This is a genomic window from Streptomyces sp. NPDC030893, from assembly GCF_055571535.1.
The window spans coordinates 454,699-478,731 of the sequence record NZ_JBVIFC010000004.1 but is presented as its reverse complement, the minus strand read 5'-3'; the positions used below and the strand labels follow the sequence as shown (position 1 = coordinate 478,731).

The following is a 24,033-nucleotide window of genomic DNA, read 5'->3' as shown; positions in this document are numbered from 1 at the left end:
CGGGACGGTCACCGCACAGCGCCGCCCCGGCGGCGTTCCCCCACGAGCCGTACGACGACCGAGAGCAGCGAGAACGACACCGTGACCACGTACGCCTACGAGAAGGACGGCGCCGCCATCTACCGCCAGTCCTTCGCCACCATCCGCGCGGAGGCGGACCTCGCGGGCCTGCCCGCCGACGTCAGCCGGGTCGCGGTCCGGATGATCCACGCCTGCGGCATGGTCGACCTGGTGCGCGACCTGTCCTTCACCCCCGGTGTGGTCGCCCGTGCCCGCGAGGCGCTGCGCGCCGGTGCCCCTGTCCTCTGCGATGTGCAGATGGTGGCGAGCGGCGTGACCCGGCGGCGGCTGCCCGCCGGCAACGACGTGCTGTGCACCCTCTCCGACCCGGCCGTGCCGGAGCTGGCGGCGAAGCTGGGCACCACGCGCAGCGCCGCCGCGCTGGAGCTGTGGCGTGACCGTCTCGAGGGTGCCGTGGTCGCCGTGGGCAACGCCCCGACCGCGCTCTTCCGTCTCCTGGAGATGATCGGGGAAGGGGGGCCGCGGCCGGCCGCCGTCATCGGCGTGCCCGTGGGCTTCGTCGGCGCCGCCGAGTCCAAGGACGCCCTGGCCGCGCATCCGTCGGGGCTGGAGCACCTGGTCGTACGGGGCCGCCGCGGTGGCAGTGCCATCGCCGCCGCCGCGGTCAACGCGATCGCGAGCGAGGAGGAGTGAGCGGCGAGCACGGCGAGCCGTACGGGCCGTACGGGCCGTCAACTCCCTTTTGAGTCGCCCTGGTTCAGCGGCCGTGCGGGAGCGGGCGCCCGGCGTGCGCGTCCCTGACCCACCGGGCCGCCTGGCCGGGCTCGGCCACCACGCGCACCCCTTCGGGCACCGGCGGTCTGCGCACCACGACCACGGGCAGGCCCGCCTCGCGGGCGGCCGTGAGCTTCGGCGCGGTGGCCGCGCCGCCGCTGTCCTTCGTGACCAGGACGTCGATGCGGTGCCGGCGCAGCACCTCGCGTTCCCCGTCGAGGGTGAACGGGCCGCGGTCGAGGAGCGTCTCCATACGGGCCGGACGGGGACTCCCGGGCGCGTCCACGGACCGTACGAGGAACCACTGGTCGTGCAGGCCGGCGAAGGCGGCGAGCCCCGTCCGGCCGGTGGTCAGGAACACCCGCCGGCCCAGCCCGGGGAGCAGTGCGGCGGCCTCGTCGAGGGACCCCGCCTCGTGCCAGCGGTCCCCCTCGGCGGGGGCCCAGCCGGGGCGGCGCAGGGCGAGCAGCGGAACGCGGGCGGTGGCGGCGGCCCGGGCCGCGTGGAAGCCGATGGTGCCGGCGAAGGGGTGGGTGGCGTCGACGACCAGGTCCACCCGGTGCTCGCACAGCCAGCCGGCGAGTCCGTCGGCGCCGCCGAAGCCGCCCACGCGCACCTCGCCGGGCGGCAGCCGGGGCGCGGCGACCCGCCCGGCGAGCGAGGTGGTCACGCGCAGTCCCGGCAGGGCCGCGGCGGCCAGCAGTTCGGCGAGACGACGGGCTTCCGTCGTCCCGCCCAGGATCAGCGCGTGCACGGCGGATCGGTTCCCTTCGTCCTGTTCCCTCCCCCGGAGCGGGGCGGGCGAGCGGCGTGACCCGAGGGGGGTCGCGGCGCTCCACTCAAGCACACGGGTCCGCGGCCGAGGTTGTCCGGAAACCGACTCGCTCCCGCGGGCCAGTGCCCGTACAGGCGTGCGACACCGTCCTGTGGTCCCGTCAGAGCGCCGGCTCGGTGCTGCTCTCGAAGCTCTCCTTGCTCTCGGCGCTCTCCGCGCTCTCGGCGCTCTCCGCGCTCTCTGCGCTGTCGCCGAGGAAGCCGCCCGACTGGTGCTGCCACAGCTTGGCGTAGGCGCCGTCCGCCGCGAGCAGTTCCCCGTGGCTGCCCTGCTCGACGACGCGTCCGCGGTCGAGGACGACGAGACGGTCCATGCCGGCGACGGTGCTCAGGCGATGGGCGACCACCAGGGCCGTACGTCCGTCCATCAACCGCCACAGGGCGTCCTGGACGAGGAGTTCGCTCTCCGAGTCCAGCGCGCTGGTCGCCTCGTCGAGCAGCAGGATCGGGGCGTCGCGCAGAATGGCCCTGGCGAGGGCGACGCGCTGGCGCTGGCCGCCCGAGAGTTTGACTCCCCGCTCCCCCACCAGGGTGGCGAAGCCGTCGGGAAGCCCGCCGGCGAACTCCGTGACGTGCGCGGCGGCGGCCGCCGCGAGGATCTCCTCGTCGGTGGCACCGGGCCGGGCGAAGGCGATGTTGTCGCGCAGGCTGCGGTGGAACATGGCGGGTTCCTGCGGGACGTAGGCGATCAGTGAGCGCAGATCGGTCTGGCGCAGCCGGCTGATGTCCTGACCACCGATCAGGATGCGTCCGCCGTCGATGTCCGACATCCGCAGCAGGAGCCGGGTGAGGGTGGTCTTGCCGCCGCCGGACCTGCCGACCAGACCGATCCGGGCGCCCGCGGGCACATCCAGATCCAGCCCCTGGAAGATCGGCTCGGCACCCGAGTGGGCGAAGGACACCGCCTCGAAGCGGACGCCGCCGTCCCGTGGGGCGAGCGGTTCGGGTTCCACCGGGTCGAGCACGGTGGGCGGATCCAGCAGGAGCTCCGTGAACTGCGCGGCCTCGGTCGTCGAACTCTCCAGACGCCGGTAGATCTGGTTGAACTCGAACATGATCTGGGTGGCGTTGGAGTAGTAGGTGAAGGCGACGACGATCTCCTCGACCCCCTGGCCCGGGCCGCCGAAGGCGACGGCGACCAACAGGCCCAGCACGTTGGTCAGCACGGACATGGGAGCGATCAGGGTGTCGACGCGCAGATTGCCGTAGTCCCACGATTTCAGCGTCAGGCGCCGGGACTCCGCGACACGGCGGCGGTGTTCGTCGCCCTCTCGCCGCTCGGCCGCGAAGGCCCGGATGGTCTCCATGTTCGTGAGGCTGTCGGCGACATGGCCGGAGACCCGGGCGATCGCCGCCTCACGGTCGTTGACGAGCCGCTGCCGGCGACGGATCAGGGGAGTCGCGGCCACCACGGTCAGCGCGATCATCGCGAGAAGGCCGGCGACGAGCATGGGTTCGTAGCTCCACAGCACCACGGCACCGAACAGCAGGGGGACGAGACTGCCCACGATCCGGTACGTCATCGTGTCGACGAAGTCCTCGAAGCGCTTGCCGAAGCTGAGCACCCGTTTGGTCAGGGAGCCGGCGAAGTTGTCGTGGAAGAACGCCGCGTCCTTGGCGAGGAGTTCGTCCATGCCGTTGACGTACAGGTGCTCCATGCCGAGGGCGCCCACGCGGTTCAGACAGTGCTGCCCGACCCGCCACACGGCCTCGGAGAGCAGCAGCACCGCGCCGAAGCCCAGCACGTACGGCAGCGCCGAGCCGAGGGTGAGACCGCCGTCGTCGGCGGCCCGGCCCGCCAGTTTGGCGATCAGCAGCGGGGCCACGTAGCGGATGCCGATGTTGCCCACCGCCGGCAGCAGCAGCGCGGGCAGGGCCGGCCGTCGCAGGCGGAGCAGTTCGCGTCCGTAGCGGCGCAGTGCCAGCACGACCGCGCCCCTGCCCGGCGCCGGCCCTCGTGTTTCTGTCGTCCCCATCTCACTCCCGGAGGTTCGGAAAGTCGGAAGTCTCCCGTCCGCGGAGTTGCGCGGTCCAGGCATTTACCGCGGACCGGAGAGAACCGGACAGCGTCGCGTTCGCGTACGCAACGGGAACGGGTGAGCGACGCCGGTAGGCTGCCGCCATGAGGCAAGAGGACGGGGCGGAGCCGGTCTTCGTCCGCTCCGGGTGGGGGACGAACCGTTACGTCTACAACCCCGACAGCCCCGTCGGGAGGGCACTGATCGTGGGCTCCCTGCTCTTCGCGGGCATCGCGATGTACGCGCTGCACGACAGTTCGTCGTGGAGCGAGGGGGAGTTGCGCGACGCGGTCCACGCGGCCGCGGCCGATCTCGAAGCGGGGCCCACGGAGGTGGGCGGCTGGCGGGGCGACTACGCGCGGGTGATCTCCGACGCCATCAGGGACAGCGGCGAAGGGCCCGACCACGGCTCGCTGCACGTCTCGGCGCATCGGGAAGGGAACGACACCGGTTCACCGGCCACCGACCGGTTCGAGGTGGGCAGCGACGACGTGGAGGACGTCTACTGCCTGACCGTCTCCCCGCCCCAGCCGGAGACGTTCACGCCCGTCTCCGTCGACCTCGAGGTGACGGTGGACACCGGCCGGTGCTGACCGGCGGCGGTCAGAGCTCGCAGCCGTACCGTTCGGCCAGGTTGGCGGCGCTCTCCAGGAGAATGGTCCGGCTCTTGGCGGTCACCGACTCCGTGTTCCAGTCCTCGTGGATGGTCACCCGCGGATAGACCGACAGCGTCAATTCACCGTACCGGCTGTCCGATCCCATCTCGCGCACGCAGTCGTCGGAGAGCCGCAGCACCGCGCGCCGCAGGGTCAGCCACCCCTCGTGGCTGTCGCCGAGCGGCGCGGCCCCCTCCGGGGCCTCGCTGAGTCCGTCACCGGTGGCGGCGGTCAGAGCGTACTGCTCCCGGTAGGTGTCCTCCCCGGCGTTCTCGCGGGTGACGGTGCAGATGGTGCCGAGGACCCGGTCGTCCTTCACCGCCTTGCCGCTGCCCGCGCTCATGACGTCGTCGGACGTCTTCATGTCGGCGTCCTCGATCCCGTTCTTGTACCACTGCTCGGCCTCGGAGTCGAGGTCGTTCATGTACGCGGCCGTACCGACGTCGACCAGCGCTGGAGCACGTCGTCGCCGACGGGGCGCCGTGTTCGCTCGTGGAGTCGGTGCTTTTCGGGCGGGATTCGATCGAACGGTCGCTCCTTGACGTAGGACTTCGGTCATTGGTGGTCATCCCTGGTAACTCCCGCCCTCGGGGTCGGGGCGGCTGCCTACGGTGCCATCGCGGCCGGGGCGAGGAGTGCTGCCGTGTCCGGCCGAGGCGATCCACGAACCGACCGAAGAGGGAGACGTCCATGGCAACTGTGGAAGTGTCGCTGAAGGACATCATGACCAGCGTCGAAGGGGCCCTCGGGGCGGCCCTCGTCGACTACTCCAGCGGCATGGCGCTGGGGACGCTGGGCGGGGGGAAGGACCTGGACCTCACCGTCGCGGCGGCCGGCAACACGGATGTCATCCGCGCCAAGGTGCGCACCATGGAACTGCTGGGCCTGACCGGCCAGATCGAGGACATTCTCATCACGCTGGAGACCCAGTGCCACCTCATCCGGCTGGTCACCGGCCGGAGCGGCAACGGGCTGTTCCTGTACCTCGTGCTCGACAAGTCCCGGTCGAACCTGGCGATGGCCCGCCACCAACTCAAGCGGATCGAGGAACAGCTGGAGGTATGAGCGATCCGAGATCCGGGCCGACGCATGCCCATGATGTGAAGACTTCTTCAAGTCACCACATCCACATGGTCCCAAGCCATGGGTGTGCGCCGCGGTGAGCGAGAAGGATCGGCGGAGCAGGACGGCACATCGTGCGGCGGCGCCCCGGGGCGCCGCCGCGCCTTGCAGAACATTCCCGATGCGGCAGGGAGCGCGCGCCATGCAAGTCCCCCTCTACCAGGCCAAGGCGGAGTTCTTCCGCATGCTGGGGCACCCTGTGCGCATCAGGGTCCTGGAGCTGCTGCAGCACGGGCCGGTGCCGGTGCGGGACCTGCTCGCCGACATCGACATCGAACCGTCCAGCCTCTCGCAGCAGCTGGCCGTCCTCAGGAGGTCCGGCATCGTCGTGTCGGTCCGGGAGGGCTCCACCGTCCGGTACGCCCTCGCCGGCGGTGACGTCGCCGAGCTGCTGCGCGCGGCCCGCCGGATCCTCACGGAGCTGCTGGCGGGGCAGAGCGAACTCCTGGCCGAACTGCGGCAGAGCGACGCGCCCGTGCCGTCGGTGCCCAGGAGCGGGCGGGGCTGAGGGGTCCTGCCGTCCTCCCCGCGCGTCTCACAGGCCGGCCGGTGCGTCCAGGCCGGTCAGGGCGCCCACGGGGTCCGGGTCGGGGGTGCCGCGGGGCCACCAGTCGTCGCGGCCCGGTTCGGACTCGTAGGCGTACCAGAGGGTGTCGCGGCCGAGGCGGAGCTGAACATGGCCGCGCGGGTGGGTGAGGCGGTTGCGCCAGGGGCGGAAGGCGGGCAGGTCGGCGGCGAGGAGGAGGGGGCGGGCACGGTCGAAGCGGCCGGCCGGCGGGTCCCAGGGCTCCTCGAGCACGGCCAGGCCCGCCGGGCCGCCCTGGCGCCAGGCGGCGACCGCGCGGGCCAGGTCGGCGGGGGTGCGGTCGGCCGCTCGGGCCAGGGAGGAGTAGAGCGCGCGCGTCGCGGCGGACAGGCCGGAGCCGGGGCGGGCGGCGGCGAGGCGCACCGCGTCGTGCCACAGGCCGATCCCGCCCACGGGGTCCCGGCCGGTGGTCAGCAGGGCGTGGGCGCGGGCGGCCGCGTCGGTGGCGAGCTGGTCCAGCGCGAAGGGGTCGGGCCCGCCGGGGGAAGCGGGGTAGACGGGCGGCTGCTCGGGATGCGGCGGCGGGGGCAGCGGTGCGGGCAGCGGCGGGAGCCGGTGCGCGGGACGGGCGACGGCTTCGGCGGCGCGCACGCCGGGCAGGGGCTCGGGTTCCCTCTCCTGGGCGGCGCGGGCCGCGCGGGCGGCGCTCAGCCTGGACAGACCGTCGATCACCTCCCGCTCACCGCGTCCGCGCAGCAGGAGCAGCACGAACGGGTCGGCGTCGAGGAGCCGGGCGGTCTGGTAGCAGAGGGCCGCCGCGTGCTTGCAGGGGTGGCCGGAGTCGGGGCAGCTGCAGCGCGGGTCGAGGTCGCCGGGGCCGGGCAGCAGGGGGACGCCGCAGTCGGCGAGGGACCGGGGCATCTCCTTGTCGAGCAGCGCCGCGATGTGTCCGGGCCGGTCGGCGGCGGCGTCCAGGAACCGCGCCCAGTCGGCCTCCCCGAACGTCCGCAGCCGCACCTGCACGCGGTACGGCCGGGGGCGGCTGCCCCGCACGTACGCGAGGACCAGCCCCGGTGTGACGGTGATGGCGTCGACGTGCCCCTGCTCGGCGTACCCGCGTCCCCGCGCGAGCCGCGCGGCGTCCAGCGCGCCGCCCTCCAGCGCGGCCACCCACGCCCTCCCCCACCAGGTCCCGGCGAAGCCCTCGCCGTCGGCGGAGCCGGGCGGCAACGCCGGAAAGGTACGACGCAGCTCGCCGTCGCGGGCGGGGGCGGCCATGGAGCGGGGCCGGGGGTGTGGGGTGGCGGGGCCGCCCAGGGGTTCCGGCGGTACGGGGGCACCCAGGGGCTCCTGCGGTACGGGGTCGCTCAAGGGCTCCTGCGGTACGGGGCCGGGGCGTGGCTCCGTGGGCGGCTCCGCCCTGCGGGTGTGCACGCCGGGGGCCGGGTCCGCCCGGGGGGTGTCGTCATCGGCCGGCATCCGGAAGGCGTCGGCGAGCGCCGCGCGTACCTCGCGCGCCCGCTCGGCGGCGACCCGGTCGCCGCGCGTGGTGCGGGGCAGGCGCGGCGCGGGTGACACGGCGCGCCGCGCGGGCCCACGCCGCCCCTCGGTCCGCGCCCGGGCACGCTCCGCCTCCCCACGCGCCGAACGCAGCGCCTCCCGCGCGATGTCCCCCGGCCGCCGGCCCGGGGAGGCAGCGTCCCCCGACGCCGCCGGGTCCGCCTCGGAGCCGGACCCGGCGGCGTCGGACCCGGCGGGGTCGGGCGCTGTAGGGGCGGGCGCTGCCGGGGGTGCGGTGGATGCCGGGGGTGCGGTCACCGAACCGGCTGTCGCCGCGTCGGTCGGTACGTCCCCGGCCTCCACCGCCTGCCCGTTCTCCTCCGCGGACGGCTCGTCGCCGGACGGTGCGCTCTCCGCTCCCGGAAGCGCTCCCCGAAGCGCTCCCCGGGGCACCGCCCGGCTGCCGTGGGGCTCGCCCGGTCCACGTACCCCGGACCGCGCGGACTCACCGGGCTCCACCGTCTCGCCCCGGGCGTCCCCGGACGTCACGGTGGGCGGTGCGTCCGCGTCGCCGGGGGCCGGGCGGGCTTCGCGGCGGGCGCGGACCGCGCGGCGCAGGGCCTCGCGGGCCGCGTCCCCCGGCCGGTGGTGCTGGGCGGCGGCCGGCGGCCGGCCGGTGGGGGCCGGGTCGTCCCGGGGTTCCCGGGCGGCCCGCTCGCGGGCCGTGCGCAGGGCCTCGCGGGCCTCGTCGGACGGGCGGGGGGTCATGCCGGCCTCCGCAGGGAGACGAGGGAGGACAGGTCGCGGTCGGAGAGTTCCGTGAGGGCGGACTCGCCGGAGCCGAGGATCGCGTCGGCGAGGGCCCGCTTGGACTCCAGCATCTCGGCGATGCGGTCCTCGACCGTGCCCTCGGTGACGAGGCGGTGGACCTGGACGGGCTGGGTCTGTCCGATGCGGTAGGCCCGGTCGGTGGCCTGTTCCTCGACCGCCGGGTTCCACCAGCGGTCGAAGTGGACGACGTGGCCCGCGCGGGTGAGGTTCAGGCCGGTGCCGGCGGCCTTCAGGGACAGGACCAGGACCGGGGTCGCGCCGCTCTGGAAGCGGTCCACCATGCGCTCCCGCTCCGGCACCGGCGTACCGCCGTGGAGCAGGTCGACGGGGACCGCGCGCTCGGCGAGGTGCGCGGTGATCAGGCGGGCCATCCCGACGTACTGGGTGAACACCAGCGCGGAGCCGTCCTCGGCGAGCACCGTGTCGAGCAGCTCGTCCAGCAGGGCGAGTTTGCCGGAGCGGGCGGCGAGCCGGTCGCCCCCGGCGTGCGCGTGCTCCTCCTTCAGGTACAGCGCCGGGTGGTCGCAGATCTGCTTCAGCGAGGTCAGCAGCTTCAGCACCAGCCCACGGCGCCCCATGCCCTCCGCGGTCTCGATGGCCGCCATCGACTCGCGCACCACCGCCTCGTACAGCGCGGCCTGTTCGCGGGTGAGCGGTACGGGGTGGTCGGTCTCCGTCTTGGGCGGCAGTTCGGGGACGATGCCCGGGTCGGACTTCCTGCGCCGCAGGAGGAAGGGCCGGACCAGGCGGGCGAGGCGCTCGGCCGCCTCCTCGTCCTCCCCGGTCTCCACCGCGCGGGCGTGCCGGGCGCGGAAGGACTTCAGCGGACCGAGGAGTCCCGGGGTCGTCCAGTCGAGGAGGGCCCACAGCTCGGAGAGGTTGTTCTCCACGGGGGTGCCGGTGAGGGCGACCCTGGCGGGGGCCGGGATGGTGCGCAGGGCCTTCGCGGTGGCGGAGTGGGGGTTCTTGACGTGCTGTGCCTCGTCGGCGACGACCATGCCCCACGGGTGCGCGGCCAGGGCGGGAGCGGCGGAGCGCATCGTGCCGTAGGTGGTGAGGACGAACCCGCCGTCCGTCCCGTCCAGGGTGCGGTCGGGGCCGTGGAAGCGGCGCACGGGCACGCCGGGCGCGAACCGGGTGATCTCCCGCTGCCAGTTGCCGAGCAGCGAGGCGGGGCAGACCACCAGCGTCGGCTCGCTCCGGGCGCGTTTCAGGTGCAGCGCGATGAGGGTGATCGTCTTGCCGAGGCCCATGTCGTCGGCGAGGCAGCCGCCGAGGCCGAGGGAGGTCATGAGGTCGAGCCAGGCCAGGCCGCGCAGCTGGTAGTCGCGCAGGGTGGCGTCCAGTCCGGGCGGTGGCGCGGCGGGCCGTACACCGGCGGTGAGGCGGTCGCGAAGGGCGGCCAGGGCGCCGGTGGGCACCGCCTCGACGGTCTCGCCGTCGATCTCCGTGTGACCGGTGAGGGCGACGGACAGCGCGTCGACGGGGTCGAGCAGTCCCAGGTCCCGTTTGCGGGCCTTGCGGACGAGGGCGGGGTCGACCAGCACCCACTGGTCGCGCAGGCGGACGACGGGGCGGTGGGCCTCGGCCAGGGTGTCCATCTCGGCCTCGGTGAGCGGGTCGCCGCCGAGGGCGAGCCGCCAGCCGAAGCGCAGCAGGTCCGCGCTCTCGAAGAAGCCGGTGCCGTCGGTCGCCGAGCCGGGTGCCGGGCGCACCACCGCCGTGGCGGTCAGGTCCTGGGCGAGGTCGCGGGGCCAGTGCACGGCGACGCCGGCCGCGGCGAGCCGGGTGGCGGCCACGCCGAGCAGGTCGTTCAGCTCGTCCTCGGACAGGGCCAGCACATCGGGTACGTCCTGGCCGGAGAGCCGGTCGAGCGGTGGCCAGACGCGGGCCGCGCGGCGCACGGCGAGGGCGGTGTCCACCCGCGCGCGGGGGCCGAACGCGCTGTCCGCCTCGCCCGTCCAGAGGGTCGCGGCGTCGGCCACCAGCGTCGGGTCGGCGAGGCTGTGCACCTGCACGATCGCCGCCCCGGCGCCCCGCGCGCCGCTCCCCTCGACGCCGGCTCCCTCACCGGCGTCGAAGAGGTCGCACGCGGACAGGTCCAGGCGCAGCGAGATCCGCACCCCGGCGTCCATACCGGCGGCGACCTCCGCGGCCCAGTCGTGGGCGTCGGGCAGCCGCTGGGCCTTGCGGGCGGCGAACGGCAGACCCGAGGCGTACGGCGCGGCGGGGGTGCGGGGCAGGGTGTCGGCGACCGCGTCGAGGAAGGCGCGCACCAGGGCTTCCGGACGGGGCAGCCGGAGCGGTCCGGGCCCGGGCAGCGGGACGGCGTGTCCCTCGTGGGGCAGGGCGGCGGCCACGGCACGCAGATGGGCCACGTCGTCCGGGTCGAGCGGGCCCGCCCGCCAGGCGTCGTGGCCCGCGGCGGTCAGGCCGGGCAGCAGCCGGCCGCGGGCCGTGAGCCGCAGCGCGTGCAGGGCGGCGGCGCCCCAGCAGGCGGTGGCGGGGTGGGCGGCGGGATCGTGCCGGGCGCGGACCAGCAGCGGCAGCGCCTCGTCGACGGGGAGGGCGAGGGCGGGGACGGTCCGCCGGCGCACACCGGCGCCGTGCGGGCGGACGACGGTGAGGCCGGTGCGGCGCGCGGAGTCGTCGGGCTCCCCGTCCGGGGGTCCCGCGGGGCCCGCGGCCTCGGGGTCGTAGAAGGCGATCCGTCCGTCGCGCGGGAGCGGTGCGGGCAGGAAGACGGCCGCGAGCCGGACGGAGACGTCCGTCCCGCCGGGCCCCGCGGCCGTGTCCCGTCCGGCCGTCGTAGCCGTTCCCATACGTCCTGTCACCTCCCGCCCGCGTGTCGAAGTCGGTCGTCTTCGACTCTACGGGCGGGGTCTGACAACCGGTCCCCGGCGGCCGGTGCGTACCGGATCAGGGCACGGTGCGGGAGACGACGTACACCCTCGGGTAGCCGGGCTTGTCGTGGTTGACGACGATGTCGTGCGTGGGTGCCGGGTCCGTCTGTTCGTGGGTCAGGCCCGACCAGGTGCCGGGGCCGTCGAACGTCCAGCCGGTGACCTCCCGGTCGCGCTCGCCGATGGTGAGCTCGCCCCGCTCCAGCTCGCTCTCCCGCACGCCGAGGCCGCTGAAGAAGGCGCTCAGGCCCGCGTCGCTCGTCTCGAACTCGACGTACAGGCGGCTGGTCTTCCAGTTGTTGGTCTCGTACGAGGCCACCCACCAGGCCGGGTGCGGTATGGGCACCTGGTAGATGCGGCGCTGGAGCTTGGACGGCCAGCCCTCGGTGAGGCCGGTCGCGGAGTACTTCGCCTCCTTGTCCTTGCCGCTGGCCCGGCTCTGGTTGGCCGAGATCACCAGGTAGCCGGCCGGGATGCCGATGAGCAGCACGATGATCAGCAGGGTGAGTGCCCTGCGGCGGATCATGTGGCGTCGGTCCTCGGCCGGGCGGGGCTCGCCGGGTGCGCCCGACTGCTGGGGGAATTCGCCGGTCACAGGGACTCCTGGGTGGTGCGGCGGGCCTCCGCGTACCGCTCGTAGCGCTCGTAGCGTTCGACCCGGCGGCGCTTGGCCCGGCGGAAGCGGCGGGCGACCAGACGGGCCAGGTCGGCGGCGCCGACCATGCCGGCGTCGGGGCCGAGCTGGGCGCGGACGATGTGGGCCTCGGGGCGGTAGCCGCGGCCGGTGAGGTGGCGCTTGAAGGCGTCCCGCGCGGGGCCGATCAGCAGGTCGTCGGCGGCGGAGACGCCACCGCCGATGACGAAGCAGGACGGGTCGAGGGCGGCGGCGAGGTTGGCGATGCCGACGCCGAGCCACTGGCCGATGTCCTGGAGCAGCTCGATGCACATGGCGTCGCCCTCGCGCGCCAGCTCGGTGATCATCGGGCCGCTGATGTCGGCGATGTTGCCTTTGACGTGCTCGATGATCCCGTACGCGACCGGCGAGTCGGCGGCGGCCAGCTCGCGCGCCTCGCGCACCAGCGCGTTGCCGGAGCTGTACTGCTCCCAGCAGCCGCGGTTCCCGCAGGGGCAGCGGTGGCCACCGGGGACGACCTGCATATGGCCGAACTCGCCGGCGACTCCGTACTTGCCGCGTTTGACCTGGCCGTCCTCCAGGATCGCGCCGCCGATGCCGGTACCGAGCGTGATCATGACGAGGTGGTCCTCGCCGCGTCCGGCGCCGAAGCGCCATTCGCCCCAGGCGGCCGAGTTGGCGTCGTTGTCGACCAGGACCGGGACGGCGAGGCGGCCGGCGAGGCGGTCGCGCAGCGGCTCGTTGCGCCAGGACAGGTGGGGGGCGAACAGGACGCGGTTGCGGTCGGCGTCGACCCAGCCGGCCGCGCCGATGCCGACGGCGTGCACGTCGTGCCGGTCGGACAGGTCCAGCACCAGTTCGACGATGGTGTCCTCGACGACCTTCGGGCTCTTGGACTTGTCCGGGGTCTCCGTGCGGAGCCGCTCCAGGATGTTGCCGTCGGCGTCCACGACGCCCGCCATGACCTTGGTGCCGCCGATGTCGATGCCCACGGTCGGGACACGGGGCGCCGTCAGGTGGGAGCGGCGCTCCCGGGTGCCGACGGTTCTCAGGACCGGAGCGCGGCGGGAGCCGATGGGGGCGGTGAAGTCGCGGTAGGTGCTCATCGTGTGCGATTGTGCCGCACGGTTCCGCCGGTTGCGGTACGGGGCAGGTGGGGGACGGTGCGGTCCGGTGCCTGGCGCGGGCGCGTCGTGGCTGGCCGCGCCCACGCGGCGGAGCCGCACATCGGCACAGCCCCGCGCCCCTTCGGGGCGCTGCGGCCGGCGGTGCCGATCGCCGGCCCGGTCCTCCCTCGTCGACTCCGGTCACCTTGTCCGGACATTGCGACGAACGGCCGGTCGTGACGGTCAGGGCCGTACGAGCAGCTGGAACTCGAAGGAGTAGCGGTCGGGGCGGTAGGTGTGGGTGCCGAACTCCACCGCGCGGCCGGTGTCGTCGAAGGTGACGCGCTGCATGGTGAGCAGCGGGGCGCCGGTCCGTTCGTCCAGCCGCTCGGCCTCGGCGGCGGTGGCGGCCCGGGCGCCGATGGTCTGGCGGGCGCTGTGCAGGGTGATGCCGGCGGCCCGCATCAGCCGGTACAGGCCGGTGGCCTCGAGCTGCCCGGTGTCCAGGTCGAGCAGCCCGGGCGGCAGGTAGTTGCACAGGTACGCCATCGGCTCCCCGTGGGCGAGCCTGAGCCGTTCGATCCGGTGCACCTCGCTGTCCTCGGCCACCCCCAGCGCGGCCGCGACGTCGGCGGACGCGCTGACGACGGTGTTGACCAGCACCTTGGTGGCGGGGCGCTGACCGGCCGACTCCAGGTCGTCGTAGAGGCTGCTGAGTTCCAGCGGGCGCTTGACCTGGCTGTGCACCACCTGGGTGCCGACCCCTCGGCGGCGGACCAGCAGTCCCTTGTCGACGAGCGACTGGATGGCCTGGCGGACGGTCGGCCGGGACAGCCCGAGCCGCGCGGCGAGCTCGATCTCGTTGCCCAGCAGGGTGCCGGGGGTGAGCACGCCGTGCTCGATGGCGGACTCCAGCTGCTGGGACAGCTGGAAGTACAACGGCACGGGGGAGCCGCGGTCGACGCTCAGCTCCAGTTGTACGGTCGGGTCCACTTCTGGTTTCGGCACGGGCCGAGCGTAGCCGCGTGCGCTGTTGACGGGAAGTCGTGTAGTTCGGTTGTCCGGACATACGCATTGACAGGGGGCGGCGCGGGGCCCACTTTGTTTCCATGCGCATCGGGGTCATCGGTACGGGCCGCATCGGCACCATTCACGCCCACACTCTCAGCAGGCACCGCGACGTCGGCTCCCTGATCCTCACGGACGTGGATCCGGCGCGGGCGCAGGCCCTCGCCCACCGGCTCGGCGAGACGGCGGCACCCGGGGTGGACGAGATCTACACGTGGGGGGTGGACGCCGTGGTGATCACGGCGGCCACGTCCGCCCACGCCGATCTGATCGGCCGGGCGGCACGCGCGGGGCTGCCGGTGTTCTGCGAGAAGCCCATCGCCCTGGACCTGGCGGGCACGTTACAGGCGATCACGGAGGTCGAGACCGCCTGGACCGTGCTGCAGATGGGGTTCCAGCGGCGGTTCGACGCCGGCTACACGGGCGCGCGTGAGGCGGTGCGCTCGGGCAGGCTCGGGCGGCTGCACACCGTACGGGCGATGACCAGCGACGCGGAGCCGCCGCCGGCCGGGTATCTGGCGCAGTCCGGCGGGCTGTACCGGGACACGCTGATCCACGACTTCGACATGCTGCGCTGGGTGACCGGCCGGGAGGTCGTGGACGTCTACGCCTCCGGCTCCGACGCCGGGCCCGCGATGTTCCGTGACGCGGGCGACGTCGACACGGGCGCGGCGCTGCTCACCCTGGACGACGGCACGCTCGCCTCGGTCACCGCGACCCGGCTGAACGGCGCCGGCTACGACGTGCGGATGGAGCTCGCCGGGGAACGGGACCAGATCGTCGTCGGCCTGGACGACCGTACGCCGATCGCGTCCACCGAGCCGACGGGGCCGCCGGCCGCGGACAAGCCGTGGACGGGGTTCCTGGAGCGGTTCGGGCCGGCGTACGAGGCCGAGCTGATCGCGTTCGTGGAGGTGGTGCGGGGCGAGCGGGCCAACCCCTGCGACGGGCGTGAGGCCCTCCAGGCGCTGCTGGTCGCGGAGGCCTGCGAGCGGTCCCGGCGGGAGCGCAGGCCGGTCCGGCCCTCGGAGCTGCTGAGCGGGTCGGAGGCGGCGCTGACCTGACGCGGGTCCCTACGGGGTCTGGACGGGCAGGACCGTTCCCTGGGCGACCGCGCACAGGGTTTCGGTGCCGTCGTCGGCGAGGGTGAGCAGATCGCAGCGGACGACGGCCTGCCGCCTGCCCGCGTGCACGACCTCCGCGCGGGCGCGCAGGGTGCGCCCGGTGGCCGGGCGCAGGTACTGGACGGAGAAACCACCGGTGAGGACGGACGGGCCGAGTGCGGCGCCCGCGGCGAAGGTGAGGGCGTTGTCGGCGGCGTAGGAGAGGACTCCGCCGTGCAGGAAGCCGTTCTGCTGGTGGAGGTCCGCGCGGATGTCGATCTCCAGGGTCGCTCCGCCGTCGCCGAAGGAGGTCAGCCGGGCGCCGAGGAGGCGGCTGAAGGGCTGGCTGTCCAGGGTCCGCCGGGCGGCGGCGAGGTCGAGGGCGGGGGACGTGGTCATGGGGCGGGGCTCCTCGGGGCGGTGGGCGGACGGCTGCGGGGTCAGGGGGTGTCGGTCTCCTCCAGGAGCCCGGCGTCGTGGGCGAGCAGGGCGATCTGGACGCGGTTGTTGAGGCCGAGCTTGGCCAGGATCCGGGAGACGTGGGTCTTGACGGTGGCGACGCTCATGTAGAGCTCCGCGGCGATCTCGGCGTTGGCCAGGCCCCGGCCGACCGCGACGGCGACCTCGCGTTCCCGGTCGTTGAGTCCGGCCACGCGCGCCCGCGCGCGGGTGTGCCGGGTGGTGCCGGCCGCGTGGGTCATCAGCTGCCGGGTGACCGTGGGCGACAGCACCGGATCGCCGGCCGCGACCCGGCGGACCGCGGCGACGATCTCGGCGGGCGGGGTGTCCTTGAGCACGAACCCGGCGGCCCCCGCGCGGAGCGCCCGCAGCACCTGTTCGTCCGCGTGGAAGGTGGTGAGCACCACGATCTGCGGGGCGTCCTCGCGGCGGCGCAGCGACTCGGTCGCGGTGAGGCCGTCCACCGTCGGCATCCGGATGTCCATCAGGATCACGTCCGGGCGGGTGCGGTCGACGAGCGCCTCGACCTCGCCGCCGTCGGCGGCCTCACCGACGATCTCGATGTCGTCCGCGCCGCCGAGCATGAAGGACAGCCCGGCCCGCACCAGCGGGTCGTCGTCGACGAGGAGCAGTCTGATCGCAGTCATGGCCCGTAGGTAATCACGGCCGGCCGGGACGGGGACACACGGACCGGCCGGTCCCGGTTCACCCCCACGGCAGCCGTGCCCGTACCTCGAACCCTCCGTCGGCGGTGGGCCCGTGCTCCAGGGTGCCGCCCGCCAGGGTGGCCCGTTCGGTGAGACCGATGAGGCCCTGTCCGGCGCCGGGCACGTGCGGTACGTCCCCCTCCGGCGCGGGGTTGCGCACGGTCACCGCGAGGCCCTCCCCCGGCCCGCCGGTGACCGTCACGGTGACCTCCGTGCCGGGGGCGTGCTTGCGGGCGTTGGTCAGGGCCTCCTGTGCGATCCGGTAGGCGGTGCGGCCGACGGAGGCGGGTGCGGCGGCCGGGTCGGTGACCCGCTGGTCCAGGGTGATCCTCGTACCGGCCCGGCGGGACTCGGCGACCAGGGTGTCGAGCGCCGCGAGCGTCGGCTGCGGGCGGCCCGCGTCGTCGGACTCCCCGGCCCGCAGCACGCCGATGATCTCCCGCAGGTCCTGGAGCGCCTCGTGCGCGCTCTCCCGGATCACGCCGGCCGCCCGCGCGATCTCCTCGCGCGGTGCGCCGGGCCGGAACTCCAGCGCGCCCGCGTGCACGCTGAGCAGCGTCAGCCGGTGCGCGAGCACGTCGTGCATCTCCCGCGCGATGGCCTCCCGCGCGAGCCGCTGCGCCTGCTCGGCCCGCAGCCGCGCCTCCGTCTCGGCCCGCCGCGCCCGGTCCCTCAGGCTCAGCATGAGCTGCCGCTTGGAGCGTACGAACATGCCCCAGCCGACGACGGCGACCGTCAGCACCATGAAGAGCACCACCGAGGCGGCGTACGGCAACTCCGGATCCGGGCGCCACCAGAAGTAGAACGGCACCCACGCGAACTGGAGGCCACCCACCCAGGCGACGTCCCGGAAGGGCCGGTGCACGGCGAGGGTGAACAGGGCGATCATGGCGGCACCGCCGGCCGTCTCCGAGACGAAGCCGACCGGGACGATGACGGCCGCCAGGCCGAACGGCCACCGCCGGCGCAGCCAGACCGCGGCGCAGGACAGCGCGCCGAGCAGCTGGTCGGCGACGGCCAGCGCATGCGGGATGCCGTGGTTGTCGCGGAGCGTCTCGGCACCCGCCAGACCGACGAGCACGGCCAGCAGGAAGCAGGCGAAGTCGACGGCCCAGTCGCGCGCGGTGCGCCGGGGCCGCCGCCCCGACCTACTCGCCTCGGGGTCGAGTTCGTGCAGGAGGGCGGACGGGAAGAACCACCGGGGTCCCGTGAACACCGGGACGGTCCGTGCCGCCTTGTCACCAGTCACGGTCGACAAATCTACGCAGGGCGCGTCCGGTGCGGGGCGGTGCGGAACGGATCGCCTACCGAAGTCGCGGCACCGCAGACTTTCGATGCTCCGGCCGCCCCGGATCACGGTCTTCCGTCGGACCGACCACCGCCCCGCGGCCGATGCGGGTGAGGCGGCCGGGGGGCGACAGTCGGTGGCATGAAACAGATGCTGGAGGTCCTGGGATTCCTCGCCATGGTGCAGGGGGTCGCCGGGCTGGTGACCGAGTTCACCGACTGGAACTGGGGACTGGTGCACCGGTGGGGGTTGCTCGACGGCTACGAGATCTACGCGAGCGTCGCCCTGCTGGTGCTGGCCGGTGCCCTGTTCGCCGTCGCGGACAGCCGGAAGGCCGGCTGACCCCTCAGTCCCGCTCGTCGTTCCCGCGCACCACCGCGACCGGGCAGTGCGCGTGGTGCAGCAGGGCCTGGCTGACCGACCCCAGCAGCAGCCCGGTGAAACCGCCGCGCCCGCGCGCGCCGACCACGACGAGCCGGGCGGAGCGGCTCGCCTCGATCAACGCCTCCCGGGCCCCGCCGCGCTCCGTCCGGTGTTCCACCACGACGTCGGGGTAACGCTCCCGGGCGCCGGCGAGTGCCTGGGACAGCAGGAGTTCCTCCTCCTCGGCGAGGGCTCCGGGCGGGTTGGCGTACGGCGTCGACGCGTCCTGCGGGGCGGGCATCGGCGCGTTCCAGGTGGTCCAGCTGTGCAGCGCCACCAGCGGTGCCTTGCGCAGGGCGGCCTCGGCGAAGGCGAAGTCCACGGCCCGCCGGCCGGCGGCCGAGCCGTCGACGCCGAGCACGACCGGGCCCTCCGGCCGGCCCTCCTCGCGCACCACCAGCACGGGGCAGCGGCCGTGCGCCGCCAGGTGCACCGCGGTCGAACCCACCAGCAGTCCGACGAACCCGCCCATGCCGCGGGAGCCGACCACCACGAGTTCCGCGTCGCGGGACTGTACCTCCAGCGCCGTCAGGGGCTCACCGGTCACCACGGCCTGGTCGACGGCGACCTCGGGCGCCGCCGCGCGGGCCCGCTCGACGGCCTCGGCCATGAGCCGGTCGACCATGTTGCGCAGCCCGCCCTCCGGCGGGCCGAGCGGGGAGGGCCCCATCGGCACGTGCATCGCCGGCCAGACGCAGGCGTGCACCACCCGCAGCTCCGCCCCGCGCAGGGCCGCCTCCCGCGCGGCGGCCTCCACCGCGGCGAGCCCCGACGCCGAACCGTCCACGCCCACGACCACACGACCGCCCACCGTGCCTCCTTCATCCGCCGTCACCGGCTCTCACCGGCTCTCACGTGCCAGCATCGCGTGCGCGCCGCCCGGTTGTCTTGGGCCGTTCGGCCGTGGCGGGGGCCGAACGGCACCGGCCGGTGCGACGGGGGTGTGCAGGTCGACGTCCGTTCGCCGCCAGCGGCGGGGAGGCGTGGGCGCTGGGATGGACGCATGACGACACACACCACGGACGACAAGACCCTGCTCGGCAGGGCGGCCCTGATCACCGGTGGCAGCCGCGGCATCGGTGCGGCGACGGCGCTGCGGCTCGCGCGGGAGGGCGCGGACGTCGCGGTGACGTACGTGAGCGGCAAGGAGGCGGCCGAGGACGTCGTACGGGCCGTGGAGGCGCTGGGGCGCCGCGCGATGGCCGTACGGGCGGACGCGGGTGACCCGGAGGAGGCGGCGGGAGCGGTGAGCGCCGCCGCGCGGGGGCTGGGCCGGCTGGACGTCCTGGTGAACAACGCGGGCGTCGGCGTGCTCGGGCCGGTGGAGACGCTGACGCTCGCCGATGTGGACCGGGTGCTCGCGGTGAACGTGCGCGGGGTGTTCCTGGCCTCCCGCGCGGCGGCCGCCGTCATGCCGCGCGGGGGACGGATCATCACCGTCGGCACGTGCATGACCCAGCGGGTGCCGGGGCCGGGCGGGACGCTCTACGCCATGAGCAAGTCGGCGCTGGTGGGGCTGACGAAGGCGCTGGCGCGGGAACTGGGTGGGCGGGGGATCACGGCGAACATCGTGCATCCCGGGCCGATCGACACGGACATGAACCCGGCGGACGGGCCGTATGCGGCGGGTCAGGCGGCGATGACCGCGGTGGGGCGGTTCGGAACGGCGCGGGAGGTGGCGGAGACGATCGCCCACCTGGCGGGGGCGGCGTATGTCACCGGGGCGGAGTTCGCCGTGGACGGCGGGCACGCGGCGTAACGCGCCACCCGCGCCACCGAAGGTGCGCCATCGACGGCGCGCCTTCGCGCGGCGGCCGGAGCGGGAGCCGCCGCGCGAGCGTGGCCGCGTGCGGCCGTGCCCTCCCGGCGCCTTGACGACCCGGGGGTGCCCCGTCCGCCGACGGCCCGGGGTGCCCCGTGCGCCGACGGCCCGGGGTGCCCTGTCCGCCGACGGCCCGCGGGCCCCCGGCCGTCGGCTACGCGCGCAGTGTGGCCGTGCCGGGGTCCGTCAGGGTGCCGAAGAGACGCAGGCGGGAGATGCCGCCGTCGGGGTGGATGTCGACACGCGCGTGGGTGGCGGTCGCCGGTTCCGGGAGGACGAAGCGGTGGTTGGTGTCCGGCTGGAGGCGGGTACGCGGCAGGATCTCGCGCCAGTCGCCGTCGTCGCCGTCCTTCACCGACACCGACGCCCAGCCCGCGCTGTTGCCCTTGAGGTACGCCGTGTCGATCTCCAGGGCGCGGATCCGGGCCTGGGCGACCAGCAGGTAGCGGATCCAGTCGTGGCCCCGGTCGCGGCGGCGCCGGGTCTCCCAGCCGTCGTCCATCTTGCGGGAGCGCCCCGGCTGGATGGTGTTGGTGGCCGGTGAGTAGAAGCGGTCGGAGGCGTCCTCGACCCGGCCGCCGTTCTCCAGGGCGACGACGTCGAAGGTGCCGAGGGCGGTCAGCCAGGCCGGGTCCGGGACGACCTCGCCGTACACGCGCAGCCGGGCGATGCCGCCGTCGGGGTGCTGCTTGAGGCGGAGGTGGGTGAAGCGCTCCTCGGCCGTGACGGCGAAGCCGTTGGCCGCGTGGCCGCCCACCGGGGTGCGCGGGACCAGGGTCGTCCACTTCACGTCGTCGGCGAGGAGTTCCTCCGGGGACGGGGCGCCGGGGACGGAGGTGGCCTCGACGGACACGGCCTGCGGGTAGTTGCCGCGGAAGTGGGCGGTGTCGACGACGACGCCGCGGACGATCCCGGGCGCGCCGAGCCGGATGAGCGCCCAGTCGTGGTCCTCGTCCGCCGGCCAGGGGTCCCCGGCGGAGGGGCCGCGCCGGCGCCGGGTCTCCCAGCCGTCCATGATCTTGCCCTTGTGCCCGAAGTGCCCGGGGTCGAACTCGGCGCGCCCGGGCAGCAGGAGGTTCTCGCGCTGGGCGAAGAACTCGTCGTTGGCGGCGATGACACCGGCGCCGAGCCGGCGGTCGGCGAGATCGGCGTGGTGGGTGAAGGGGAGGTCGGCGCTGCGGTAGTCGGCGTAGGGGTCGCCGCCGCTGTAGGGGTGCGCGTCGCCGGTGAAGTTCTCGATCGCCGTCACGGTGATCCGGGCCTGCCTTTCGGGTGTCGGGTGTCAGTGGGAGCGGGTGAGCAGTCGGCCCTTCGGTTCGGTGAACTGTCCGTCGGCCACGATGCGCCGGCCGCGCAGCCAGGTGGACCTGACGACGCCGTACAGGGTTTTCCCCGCGTACGCCGTCACGCGGTTGCGGTGCTGGAGTGCCGCCGGGTCGACGGTGAAGGTCTCGTCGGGGGCGAGGACGGCGAAGTCGGCGTCGCGGCCGGGCGCAATGGCGCCCTTGTGCGCGTCGAGGCCGGCGAGCGCCGCCGTGCGCGTCGCCATCCAGCGCACCACGTCCTCCAGGCCGTGGCCGCGTCTGCGGGCCTCGGTCCAGACGGCCGGCAGGCTGAGCTGGAGGCCGGAGATACCGCCCCAGGCGGTGGAGAAGTCGTCCGTCTTGAGGTCGGCGGTGGACGGGGAGTGGTCGGTGACGACGCAGTCGATGGTGCCGTCCGCCAGGGCCTGCCAGAGCAGGTCCTGGTTGGCGGCCTCGCGGATGGGCGGACAGCACTTGAACTCGCTGGCGCCGTCGGGGACCTCCTCCGCGGTGAGGGTGAGGTAGTGGGGGCAGGTCTCGACGGTGACGCGTACGCCGTCGGCCCTGGCCGCGGCGATCACGGGGAGCGCGTCGCCGGAGGAGAGGTGGAGTACGTGCACCCGCGCGCCGAGACGTTTCGCCTGGCCGACGAGGTGGGCGATGGCGGTGTCCTCGGCGTGGCGCGGGCGGGAGGCGAGGAAGTCGGCGTACTTCGGGCCGCCGTGCTGCGGGGCGGCGGCGAGGTGGTGCGGGTCCTCGGCGTGGACGATCAGCAGGCCGTCGAAGGCGGCGATCTCGGCGAGGGAGCGGGTCAGCCGTTCGTGGTCCAGGTGCGGGAACTCGTCGACGCCGGAGGGCGACAGGAAGGCCTTGAAGCCGAAGACGCCGGCCTCGTGCAGCGGGCGCAGGTCCTTGAGGTTGTCCGGCAGGGCGCCGCCCCAGAAGCCGACGTCGATGTGGGCCCTGCCGGCGGCGGCCCGCCGCTTGGTGCGCAGGTGGTCGACGGTGGTGGTGGGCGGGAGGGAGTTGAGCGGCATGTCGATCAGGGTGGTGATGCCGCCGGCCGCCGCCGCGCGGGTGGCGGTCCAGAAGCCCTCCCATTCGGTGCGGCCGGGGTCGTTGACGTGCACGTGGGTGTCGACGAGGCCGGGCAGCAGGACGTCGTCGCCGAGGTCCTGGAGGCGGGCGCCCTCGGGGACGGCGGCGTCGTACGGAGCGACGGCGGTGATCGTGCCGTCGGCGACCGCGACGGACGCGGCGCGCGTCCCCTCGGGAGTGATGACGCGCGTGGAGCGGAGCACTAGTTCGGCGTCGGGCACGCGGATCCTCCTGGACTTCCACACGTTCACGGGGCACGTTCACGGAAACACACGTTCACGGCACGAGATTCAACGTTCTGTTGAAGGAGTGTTCACCTCGGCCCCCACCCCGTCAAGGGTCCGGTCGCGGGCCGGACACCCCGCCGACCGCCTCTGGACGTTTCCACAAGGCGGAATTACACTTTCGACAAGCAGAACGTAGCTACGCACAAGCGGGCAGTCAACCGGCTGCCGGGTAGGCTTCTGCCCTTCCTGCCAGTCCCGAAAGGAACGCGCCGTGCCGACGTCCAGCGCCAGCACCACCGACTCCGCCCGGTCCGCCGCCAGTGGCGGCGTGCAGTCCCTCGAGCGCGCCTTCGATCTGCTCGAACGGATGGCGGACGCGGGAGGCGAGGTCGGCCTGAGCGAGTTGTCCGCGAGCAGCGGACTGCCCCTGCCGACGATCCACCGTCTGATGCGCACCCTGGTCGCCTGCGGCTACGTACGCCAGCAGCCCAACCGCCGCTACGCGCTGGGCCCCCGCCTGATCCGGCTCGGCGAGTCCGCCTCCCGGCTGCTCGGCACCTGGGCACGGCCCTATCTGGCCCGCCTGGTCGAGGAGACCGGCGAGACGGCGAACATGGCGCTGCTCGACGGGGACGAGATCGTGTACGTGGCGCAGGTGCCGTCCAAGCACTCCATGCGGATGTTCACCGAGGTCGGCCGGCGCGTCCTGCCGCACTCCACGGGCGTGGGCAAGGCCCTGCTGTCCGGCTTCCCGCCGGAGGAGGTACGGGCCCTGCTCGGCCGTACCGGCATGCCGGCCGCGACCGACAAGACCATCACCACGCCGGAGGGCTTCCTGGCGGCGCTGGAGGAGGTGCGCCGCCAGGGCTACGCGATCGACGACAACGAGCAGGAGATCGGCGTGCGCTGTCTCGCGGTTCCCGTGCCGGACTCCCCCACGGCGGCCGCGATCTCCATCTCCGGCCCGGCCGGCCGGGTCACGGAGTCGGCGACGGAGAAGATCGTCCCGGTGCTCCGGCAGGTCGCCGTGGAGCTCTCGCAGGCCCTCGCCACCCCGGGCACCGCGCCGACCGCCTGACACCGCCCGCGCGGTCGGTGCGTACGGGTGCGCGTCAGCCGCGTGGCGACGGGCCGAACAGGTCGACCGCCTCCCGCAGTTCGCGCACGCCCGGTCCGAGGGCGCTGACCGAGCCGATGGCACCGGCGATCAGCAGCAGGGAGCGGCGCAGGCCGGGGATCTCGGGGTGGTCGCCGTCGGCCAGCACCGCCAGTGCGGCGAGTTCCTCCTCGGCGATGCTCCGGTCCCGGAACTCCGCGGGATGGGCGGCGAGTTGACGACGTAACCGGGCCACGGCGGAGCGCAGCCCCGCCACCCGCGGATCCACCTGACTGCCGGGCACACGCCTCTGCTCAACGCTCCGCAACACGGTCCTCCCCCTGGCACGTCGTTGTGCGCCTCCCCGCCCGGCCCCAGCACCCCGCCGGTCGGTGCGCGCCAGTAAACGCCACCCCGGGGCCTTTGCGCCAGTCCGTTGCGTCATCGACTTGTTCCACAGCGTGACACGGTGGCCCCGGGCATCCATCCTCCGCGCCGTCCCGGCTGCGCGCG

General features: G+C 74.3%; 23 protein-coding genes. 8 read left to right on the top strand and 15 right to left on the bottom strand.

The annotated features are described in order from the left end of the window. The first annotated feature begins 81 nt into the window (after positions 1-81). Positions 82-714 (top strand): precorrin-8X methylmutase, encoded by a 633-nt coding sequence (locus ACZ434_RS11950; RefSeq protein WP_468454444.1) that lies wholly within the window; start codon positions 82-84, stop codon positions 712-714. A 64-nt stretch (positions 715-778) separates the two neighbouring features. Here ACZ434_RS11950 and ACZ434_RS11945 read toward each other — a convergent pair whose 3' ends face one another. Both ACZ434_RS11945 and ACZ434_RS11940 read right to left on the bottom strand, forming a co-directional pair. Further along, positions 779-1,549 carry a cobalt-precorrin-6A reductase gene (locus ACZ434_RS11945; protein ID WP_468454442.1) on the bottom strand — a complete coding sequence of 257 codons (771 nt, stop codon included), beginning with the start codon at positions 1,547-1,549 and terminating at the stop codon, positions 779-781. A gap of 181 nt (positions 1,550-1,730) precedes the next feature. Then, the gene (locus tag ACZ434_RS11940) at positions 1,731-3,605 is read right to left on the bottom strand and encodes an ABC transporter ATP-binding protein (RefSeq protein WP_468454440.1); all 1,875 of its coding nucleotides are present in this window, start codon (positions 3,603-3,605) and stop codon (positions 1,731-1,733) included. A gap of 146 nt (positions 3,606-3,751) precedes the next feature. On the opposite strand from ACZ434_RS11940, the gene ACZ434_RS11935 reads away from it, so the two are divergent. Then, entirely contained in the window at positions 3,752-4,240 is a 489-nt protein-coding gene (locus tag ACZ434_RS11935; RefSeq protein WP_468454438.1) for a hypothetical protein, read from the top strand. Positions 4,241-4,250: 10 nt separating this feature from the next. Here ACZ434_RS11935 and ACZ434_RS11930 read toward each other — a convergent pair whose 3' ends face one another. Beyond that, positions 4,251-4,727, bottom strand: a complete 477-nt coding sequence (locus ACZ434_RS11930; protein WP_468454436.1) for a hypothetical protein — start codon at positions 4,725-4,727, stop codon at positions 4,251-4,253. A 266-nt stretch (positions 4,728-4,993) separates the two neighbouring features. On the opposite strand from ACZ434_RS11930, the gene ACZ434_RS11925 reads away from it, so the two are divergent. Next, a complete protein-coding gene (locus ACZ434_RS11925) occupies positions 4,994-5,368 on the top strand; it encodes a roadblock/LC7 domain-containing protein (RefSeq protein WP_468454434.1) in 375 nt (124 codons plus the stop codon). A 199-nt stretch (positions 5,369-5,567) separates the two neighbouring features. Continuing rightward, entirely contained in the window at positions 5,568-5,933 is a 366-nt protein-coding gene (locus ACZ434_RS11920; protein WP_468454432.1) for an ArsR/SmtB family transcription factor, read from the top strand. A 27-nt stretch (positions 5,934-5,960) separates the two neighbouring features. On the opposite strand, the gene ACZ434_RS11915 is transcribed toward ACZ434_RS11920, so the two are convergent. The 5 genes from ACZ434_RS11915 to ACZ434_RS11895 all read right to left on the bottom strand — a co-directional run bounded on the left by ACZ434_RS11915 (position 5,961) and on the right by ACZ434_RS11895 (position 13,918). Continuing rightward, positions 5,961-8,219 carry an SWIM zinc finger family protein gene (locus ACZ434_RS11915; RefSeq protein ID WP_468454430.1) on the bottom strand — a complete coding sequence of 753 codons (2,259 nt, stop codon included), beginning with the start codon at positions 8,217-8,219 and terminating at the stop codon, positions 5,961-5,963. Continuing rightward, positions 8,216-11,104 (bottom strand): SNF2-related protein, encoded by a 2,889-nt coding sequence (locus ACZ434_RS11910; protein ID WP_468454428.1) that lies wholly within the window; start codon positions 11,102-11,104, stop codon positions 8,216-8,218. The genes ACZ434_RS11915 and ACZ434_RS11910 overlap by 4 nt, the downstream gene beginning before the upstream one ends. A gap of 97 nt (positions 11,105-11,201) precedes the next feature. Continuing rightward, positions 11,202-11,780: a sugar kinase gene (locus ACZ434_RS11905; RefSeq protein WP_468454426.1), complete on the bottom strand. Its 579-nt coding sequence runs from the start codon at positions 11,778-11,780 to the stop codon at positions 11,202-11,204. Beyond that, positions 11,777-12,925, bottom strand: a complete 1,149-nt coding sequence (locus ACZ434_RS11900) for an ROK family glucokinase (protein ID WP_468454424.1) — start codon at positions 12,923-12,925, stop codon at positions 11,777-11,779. Before ACZ434_RS11900 ends, ACZ434_RS11905 begins: the two co-directional genes overlap by 4 nt. A gap of 243 nt (positions 12,926-13,168) precedes the next feature. Continuing rightward, entirely contained in the window at positions 13,169-13,918 is a 750-nt protein-coding gene (locus ACZ434_RS11895; protein ID WP_468454543.1) for a GntR family transcriptional regulator, read from the bottom strand. A 116-nt stretch (positions 13,919-14,034) separates the two neighbouring features. Here ACZ434_RS11895 and ACZ434_RS11890 point away from each other — a divergent pair, with 116 nt between their 5' ends. Continuing rightward, positions 14,035-15,057 carry a Gfo/Idh/MocA family protein gene (locus ACZ434_RS11890; RefSeq protein WP_468454422.1) on the top strand — a complete coding sequence of 341 codons (1,023 nt, stop codon included), beginning with the start codon at positions 14,035-14,037 and terminating at the stop codon, positions 15,055-15,057. A 9-nt stretch (positions 15,058-15,066) separates the two neighbouring features. On the opposite strand, the gene ACZ434_RS11885 is transcribed toward ACZ434_RS11890, so the two are convergent. The 3 genes from ACZ434_RS11885 to ACZ434_RS11875 are packed head-to-tail and all read right to left on the bottom strand — an operon-like array spanning position 15,067 to position 17,511. Continuing rightward, the gene (locus ACZ434_RS11885; RefSeq protein ID WP_468454420.1) at positions 15,067-15,495 is read right to left on the bottom strand and encodes a PaaI family thioesterase; all 429 of its coding nucleotides are present in this window, start codon (positions 15,493-15,495) and stop codon (positions 15,067-15,069) included. A 41-nt stretch (positions 15,496-15,536) separates the two neighbouring features. Further along, positions 15,537-16,202, bottom strand: coding sequence for a response regulator (locus ACZ434_RS11880; RefSeq protein WP_468454418.1), 666 nt, complete (start codon positions 16,200-16,202; stop codon positions 15,537-15,539). 58 nt (positions 16,203-16,260) lie between these two features. Next, positions 16,261-17,511: a sensor histidine kinase gene (locus ACZ434_RS11875; RefSeq protein WP_468454416.1), complete on the bottom strand. Its 1,251-nt coding sequence runs from the start codon at positions 17,509-17,511 to the stop codon at positions 16,261-16,263. A 180-nt stretch (positions 17,512-17,691) separates the two neighbouring features. Here ACZ434_RS11875 and ACZ434_RS11870 point away from each other — a divergent pair, with 180 nt between their 5' ends. Continuing rightward, positions 17,692-17,892 carry a hypothetical protein gene (locus ACZ434_RS11870; protein ID WP_468454414.1) on the top strand — a complete coding sequence of 67 codons (201 nt, stop codon included), beginning with the start codon at positions 17,692-17,694 and terminating at the stop codon, positions 17,890-17,892. Positions 17,893-17,896: 4 nt separating this feature from the next. On the opposite strand, the gene ACZ434_RS11865 is transcribed toward ACZ434_RS11870, so the two are convergent. Further along, complete coding sequence (locus ACZ434_RS11865; RefSeq protein ID WP_468454412.1) at positions 17,897-18,784, bottom strand: universal stress protein; 888 nt, start codon at positions 18,782-18,784, stop codon at positions 17,897-17,899. A gap of 192 nt (positions 18,785-18,976) precedes the next feature. Here ACZ434_RS11865 and ACZ434_RS11860 point away from each other — a divergent pair, with 192 nt between their 5' ends. Further along, positions 18,977-19,732: an SDR family oxidoreductase gene (locus ACZ434_RS11860; protein WP_468454410.1), complete on the top strand. Its 756-nt coding sequence runs from the start codon at positions 18,977-18,979 to the stop codon at positions 19,730-19,732. A 217-nt stretch (positions 19,733-19,949) separates the two neighbouring features. On the opposite strand, the gene alc is transcribed toward ACZ434_RS11860, so the two are convergent. Next, positions 19,950-21,044 carry an allantoicase gene (gene alc, locus ACZ434_RS11855; protein WP_468454408.1) on the bottom strand — a complete coding sequence of 365 codons (1,095 nt, stop codon included), beginning with the start codon at positions 21,042-21,044 and terminating at the stop codon, positions 19,950-19,952. A gap of 33 nt (positions 21,045-21,077) precedes the next feature. Then, positions 21,078-22,418, bottom strand: a complete 1,341-nt coding sequence (allB, locus tag ACZ434_RS11850; protein ID WP_468454406.1) for an allantoinase AllB — start codon at positions 22,416-22,418, stop codon at positions 21,078-21,080. A 277-nt stretch (positions 22,419-22,695) separates the two neighbouring features. Between allB and ACZ434_RS11845 the strand changes: the two genes are divergently transcribed. Then, positions 22,696-23,502 (top strand): IclR family transcriptional regulator, encoded by an 807-nt coding sequence (locus ACZ434_RS11845; RefSeq protein WP_468454404.1) that lies wholly within the window; start codon positions 22,696-22,698, stop codon positions 23,500-23,502. A gap of 34 nt (positions 23,503-23,536) precedes the next feature. Here ACZ434_RS11845 and ACZ434_RS11840 read toward each other — a convergent pair whose 3' ends face one another. Beyond that, a complete protein-coding gene (locus ACZ434_RS11840; RefSeq protein ID WP_468454402.1) occupies positions 23,537-23,824 on the bottom strand; it encodes a DUF5955 family protein in 288 nt (95 codons plus the stop codon). Positions 23,825-24,033: the final 209 nt, after the last annotated feature.